Origin of the sequence: Nonomuraea sp. KM90, assembly GCF_052246675.1 — a bacterium.
GTDB lineage: Bacteria > Actinomycetota > Actinomycetes > Streptosporangiales > Streptosporangiaceae > Nonomuraea.
Window position 1 is genome coordinate 1 of record NZ_JBQQCB010000288.1, and the last position, 3,654, is coordinate 3,654.

Consider the following 3,654-nt stretch of genomic DNA (forward strand, 5'->3'; position numbering starts at 1 on the left):
GGTCATCGCGAGGTAGATGACGTTCTCTGAACCGCCCCGATGCTCCTATGGTTGCCAAGTGGGTGCTGGGAGATCGTTGTTCGTTGTCTTCTGCCTGGTGGACCTTGAACAGTTCGCGGGCGATGTAGCGTTTGAGACAGCGGATGATCTCTTTCTTGGACTTGCCTTCGGTGGGGCGGCGGGTGACGTACGCGCGGGTACGCGGGCACCAGGCCATTCGGGCGAGCGCGATGAGATAGAGGGCACGGTTGGCTTGCCGATCACCTCCGCGCGATAGCCGGTAGCGAACGGTTTTGCCGCTGGAGGCGGGGATCGGGGCGGCTCCGCACAAGGCGGCGAAGGTCGCTGGGGAGGTTAGCCTGTCGGGGTTGTCGCCACAGGTGATCAGCAGTTGGGCCGCGGTCTCGGGCCCGACTCCGTGCACCCCGAGCAGGTCTGGACGGGCTTGGCGGACCAAGGCCTTGAGATGAACGTCGAGGTCTTCAATCTCAGAGGTCAGAGCCTGGTAGCGACGGGCGAGGCCCCGCAGGGACAGCTTGGTGCCCTGGAGTGGATCGGCGATATCGGCTGCCGGACGCAGTCGTGCGCACGTGGTGGCGAGCATCTCGGCCGACAGACCCGTCATCTGCTCGCGTAACTGGGCGGGCGCGGTGATCAGTAGGCTGCGGAGCTCGTTGACGCACGCAGTGCGGGCCTTCACCGCGCCGGAGCGTGCCAGGTGCACGGCGCGGATCGCTCCACAATGATCTTGGTCCCGGCGTAGCCCGGTGACGAAGGAGTGCAGCTCGGGCAGGTCGTCGCCCAGGACCGCGTCCATCCAGGTCTCCAGGTTCTGGCCGTGGCGGTGCATCATCATCTCGGCGAACTGGCGCACGTGCTCCCGAAGCGCCGCCAACTGGGGGCATGTGGTGGCAAGCTCCTGGAGCTGACGATGTTCGTCGGGGTTGAGACGGGCGGGGTTGCGCAGGAACCAGCCGGTGGCCTGCCGGACGGTGGGCGGGCGCGCTGGTGTTAACGCGGGAGGCGTTCCGTCGCGCCAGGGGCGAGCGTACTGGCGGACGGTGGTGCCGCTGCCGTGATAGCCCCGAGCTCGTAGCTGCTGGTAGAGGAGTTCGGCGTTGGTGTACCCCTCGGCCCACCGTTTGCGCAGGTAGGAGTCGTAGGCTTCCAGATTCTTGGGCCGCCGGCCCGTTCCGTCGTGAACGAGCAGGTCCTCGGGGCTGGCGGCGCGGGCGAAGCGCCGGACGGTGTTGCGGCCCAGGGACAGCAGGCGGGCGATCTCCCGCAGCCCTTGGCCTTTCTCGAGCAGGGCGTGAACGGCGGCGTGCCGTTCGCGGGTCCGGGTGGCGGTGCGGTCCTGGCGGTCGGCGGGCGAGGGGGACGGGGCGGGCGGCGCCGCAGGTGGAGACGTTTCGGTGCGCGTGCTGAGCGCGGTGGTCAGGTCGTGGAGGTGGTCGCGGTGGCGGGTGACGGTGCGTTCGACGGCCTCGCCGAGATTGCGCCAGAGGTGGAAGCGGTCCGCGACCTGCATCGCGTGCGGCGCGCCTCGGGCGATGCCCTCGGCATAGGCGCCGGCCCGGTCGCGGCAGACGATCTCGACCCCGGGATGGGTGCGCAGCCAGGCTGCCAGGGTGTCGGCCGTCCGGTCGGCCAGCACGTCCACCACGGTGCTGGTGGAGATGTCGATCAGGATCGTGCCGTAGGAGTGGCCCCGCCGCAGGGCGAAGTCGTCCACGCCGAGCACCCGCGGACCGGATTCAAGAGCCGGGTCCGGCAGGGCGCGAATCAGCCTGATCAACGTCATCCTGCTCACCGAGGCCGCCAGCCGGCCGGCGAGCCGGGCTCCGGCCCGGCCGCCCAACGCCAGCGCGATGGCCTGCAACGCCCTGACCGCTCGGATGCTGCGGCGGCCGTATCGGACGGTCAGCCCCGGGATCTGCTCAGCGAACGTCGCCTTCGCACACGTGGAAGCGCAGCACAAGAACCGGTGCACCCGCAGGTGGATGAGCACCTCCTGACCTCCAACCGCGGAATCAGAGAGCCGTCGTTCATAGTGGCTGTGCACCCGCTGCGACGACGTTCCACAGGCCGGGCAGGCGGCCTCCACCGTGCCGGTCCTTGCCCGGATCCGCACCATGGTTCCCGACCGGAAGACCTGCTCAACGCACACACCGACCAGATGAGGAAACAGGACGGCGAACAGCTCCTTGATCAACACGCTGCAGATGCTCGTGATCAGAGGCACGGCTACCGGCCAGAACGCCCGAACCGTGATCTACTCAACGGATCCGATCACGGAAAGTGTGCCTGATCCAGAATTCGGCCGTCGTTGACAGACGTTTGTCCAGCCGTTCTCGGAGCGGCGCATCGATCCGTCGCGCTTGGTGATGAAGACATCGACGTAGGACGCATATCCAGAGCCGTAATGCCAGAACTCAGCATGATGAACGCTCAACGTCGGCATTCGGTCGAGATCAGCGACGACCCGCCGGAGGAACCCGTCAACAGAGGTAGCCCCGCCGGCCCATGCTCCCGCCGCTCCCGCCAGTTGATCATTCACGGCGCTTCGGAGAGCCGTCGGATCGGTCGCCAGCTTCCTGCTCACTGGTTCACTCCTCAGTCTGGCTTCTCGTCCGTTCGGCACAATAGCCGTGGCGTACCGGCTGGGCTGCCAAGGGCGCCCAGGTTGCAGTTCGGGTTGCAATACAGAGGCGTTCAGAGGCGTGCAGGATGGACCGCGCATGCCCTCTGACCTGCATTGAACGATCTGGAACGGCTCGAACTGGATCTTTTAATCCGCAGGCTCCGGGTCCGAATCCCGGGCGCTCCAGCAACCAGACACCTCTCCACCGTGCTCGACCCGGCTTGCAGTGTCAGTGCCGTGCGGTACACATCTCTGCATGAAGAATGTGCACGAGGTGGCCGCCGCCCTGCCTCCCGTCGAGGTCCTGCGCGACCACTGTCGCGCCCTTGCCATGGTGGATGCCATACGTATCCCGGAGTGGGAGTACCGCGAGTACTCTTTCGACTCCCGCTGGGCGCCAGGGGAGGAGATGGCCTCGTGGCGCAGCGGTGCGGGCGACGACTATTCCATCGTGTTCTGCCCTGCTGGCGTGTACATCCGCGGTTTTGACCACGAGTCGCCTGTTTCGCCGTTCGCCAGCGATGACCTTCGCCCCTGGCCGGGCGTGGTCGACGACGTTCCCGAGGTGTTCAGACCGCAGCTCGACGAGGTGGCGTTCACACTCGAGGACGTCCCGCTCATCACCTGCTGCCTGTGGCGCACCACATCGGACGACCGTTGGCGCACTGGACGCGCCACCTACGAGAGGGACGGCTCGGACCAGATGTTCGACCTGCTCATCGATCGTTCGTCGGCAGCTTACGTGGCATGGGCGGCCACTGACGAGGAGGAGCCGCCCGTGCCGGTGGAGCCGGTCGCGCACATCTTCGCGCTCCGGCCGCTAACAGAAGAGGTCATCAGAGCGCTTAACCCGGAGATCGGCCTGCGCAACGTCCGCGCTGACCTCCGAGAGATCGGCTACCCGCTCGAGTAACACGAGTGCGGTTTGCTCCGTGGGGCAGGGCACACCACACATGGGCTAGATACAGCCCTGGGATCATCTCCGCCAGTCGCCGCGCCATATACGTGCA

Annotated in this window: 3 protein-coding genes; 1 reads left to right on the forward strand and 2 read right to left on the reverse strand. The window is 66.7% G+C overall.

Annotated elements, in window-relative coordinates; translation table 11 throughout:
• Together ACTWPW_RS63295 and ACTWPW_RS63300 are read right to left on the reverse strand one after the other, a co-directional pair.
• Positions 1 to 2,218 (reverse strand): ISL3 family transposase (locus ACTWPW_RS63295; protein ID WP_443174899.1); only part of this gene is annotated, 2,218 nt, incomplete at its 3' end.
• A gap of 57 nt (positions 2,219 to 2,275) precedes the next feature.
• Complete coding sequence (locus ACTWPW_RS63300; protein WP_443174900.1) at positions 2,276 to 2,605, reverse strand: hypothetical protein; 330 nt, start codon at positions 2,603 to 2,605, stop codon at positions 2,276 to 2,278.
• Between the two features lie 295 nt (positions 2,606 to 2,900).
• On the opposite strand from ACTWPW_RS63300, the gene ACTWPW_RS63305 reads away from it, so the two are divergent.
• Entirely contained in the window at positions 2,901 to 3,557 is a 657-nt protein-coding gene (locus ACTWPW_RS63305; RefSeq protein ID WP_443174901.1) for a hypothetical protein, read from the forward strand.
• Positions 3,558 to 3,654 lie beyond the last annotated feature (97 nt).

Excerpts from the sequence above, each read along its gene's own strand:
- ACTWPW_RS63305 (WP_443174901.1), top strand. The coding sequence starts at position 2,901 with ATGAAGAATGTGCACGAGGTGGCCGCCGCCCTGCCTCCCGTCGAGGTC.